Source organism: Sphingobium sp. OAS761, assembly GCF_024168485.1.
Classification (GTDB): domain Bacteria; phylum Pseudomonadota; class Alphaproteobacteria; order Sphingomonadales; family Sphingomonadaceae; genus Sphingobium.
On record NZ_JALJVY010000032.1, the window covers coordinates 1 to 1,920 of the forward strand.

Consider the following 1,920-nt stretch of genomic DNA (forward strand, 5'->3'; position numbering starts at 1 on the left):
GGCCAGTCGCCAGCGATCTTCTCGATGACATCGGCGATGTAGGCCTGCGGTTCGATGCCATTGAGCTTCGCGGTTTCGATGACGGAGTAGATGGCCGCAGCCCGTTCGCCGCCAGCCTTCGATCCGGCAAAGATCCAGTTCTTGCGGCGATCGCCATCGCAGGGTCATTCTGCCCATGTCGGGCAGATGGTAGAGTTTCATTATCGCTGGCATCCATATTACGGCAGTCGTTTTCGGCATGAAGGCCGCGAGGACCGGGCCAATGGCGCGATCATCCGGGTAGAGATCAGGCCGGGTGAGATCATCCAGGTCGCAGAGTGGATGCTGGACAGGGCGTTGTGCGCCGACATGGAGATGGGCGAACCGCGCGTTGCGGTGATTGGGCTTGTAGAGCTTCATGGACTGCTTACCGATCGCGGTTTCAGGCAGACTTCGACGGATGGACTCACGGCCATCCAGGAGGCGCGCCATGAAGGCACTACCACGACCCTCGTCGCTACCGATGCTGACCCAGCAGCTGAGCATGCCGCTCGATACGCCGCAGATGCGAGGCCTGAGCGAGGCGCAGCGAGGCGCCGCTGTTGCCAGGCTGGCGACCCTCTTGATGGCCGCAGCCGGCGTCGCGGCGAAGGAGGCCAGCGATGACGGGCAATGATCTCCTTCCAGTCACGGTGCTCAAGCGCAAAGCTGTGGTGTATGTCCGACAGTCGACCCCGGGTCAGGTCCAGAACAACCTGGAGAGCCAGCGCCGACAATATGAGCTTGTCGATGTTGCGCGACGCTGGGGATTTCACGATGTCGAGGTGATCGACGATGACCTTGGTCGGACCGCCAGCGGCACTGTCGACCGCCCCGGTTTCGAACGACTGGTCAGCGGCCTGTGCACGGGCAAGGTTGGCGCGGTGCTTTGCTTGGACGCATCGCGCCTTTCCCGTAATGGCCGGGACTGGCACCACCTTTTGGAGCTGTGTGGCCTGGTTGAAGCGCGCGTGATCGATCTCGATGGGGTATACGATCCCTGTCGACCAAACGATCGATTGTTGTTGGGCATGAAGGGCAGCATCAGCGAGTTTGAGCTTGGCATTTTGCGAACACGCATGCTTGACGCGGCGCGCGCCAAGGCAAGGCGGGGAGAACTGCGCCTCAGTGTTCCGATCGGCTATATCTGGCACCGCGAATACGGCCTGGGGCTGGATCCCGATATCCGGGTACAGGAGGCGATCCGCCTCATCTTTTCGCGTTTCCGCGAGCTTGGCAGCGCCCGCCAGGTGCTGATTTCGCTGACAGCTGACAATTTCCATTTTCCCCGCCCTTCTGACGGCCGCAAAACGGTGTCCTTCGACTGGGTGCCGGTTCGCTATCGAAGCGTTATTTCGATCCTGAAGAACCCCTTCTACGCTGGGGTCTATGTCTATGGTAAAAGCGAGAAGCGAACCGAGATTGTCGATGGCAGGGCACGCAAAAGTTACGGCCACAGCAAGCCCTTTGGAACGTGGGAAGTGCTGCTCCAGGATCATCACGAAGGCTATATCGATTGGAGTGAGTTTGAGAGGAACCAGAGCCATATCGCCATCAACGCCTTCGGACAGAAGGGCGGCATCAAGTCTGGTCGTGGTGGCCGCGCGTTGCTCGCGGGCCTGCTCACCTGCGGCCGATGTGGAAGACGGTTGGGCGTTGTCTATTCGGGCCGGCCTCCGGGTCATCCCTATTACCGCTGCGAACGTATCAACCAGATGCTGGCCAAGCCACGATGCATGACTTTTGGCGCATCTCGCATCGACCCTGCCATAGGCAAAGAGATATTGAGAGCCGTGACGCCGATGGCGATCGAGGCCGCAATGGAAGCTGATCGGGCGCATCGGGATAATCTGGAAGAACGGCACCGCATGGTGGAGCTGGACTTGCAGCAAGCCCGATACG

General features: G+C 60.3%; 2 protein-coding genes and 1 pseudogene. 2 read left to right on the forward strand and 1 reads right to left on the reverse strand.

Annotation, left to right across the window (positions count from 1 at the left end):
• Positions 1-146, reverse strand: a pseudogene (locus J3E64_RS20565) (transposase domain-containing protein); the annotation flags it as partial.
• Positions 147-469: 323 nt separating this feature from the next.
• Between J3E64_RS20565 and J3E64_RS20570 the strand changes: the two are divergent.
• Both J3E64_RS20570 and J3E64_RS20575 read left to right on the forward strand, forming a co-directional pair.
• Positions 470-655, forward strand: coding sequence for a hypothetical protein (locus J3E64_RS20570; protein ID WP_253345116.1), 186 nt, complete (start codon positions 470-472; stop codon positions 653-655).
• Positions 642-1,920 (forward strand): recombinase family protein (locus J3E64_RS20575; protein WP_253345117.1); only part of this gene is annotated, 1,279 nt, incomplete at its 3' end. The genes J3E64_RS20570 and J3E64_RS20575, both read left to right, overlap by 14 nt.

Coding starts and splice junctions, on each gene's coding strand:
- J3E64_RS20570 (WP_253345116.1), top strand. CDS start 470: ATGAAGGCACTACCACGACCCTCGTCGCTACCGATGCTGACCCAGCAG.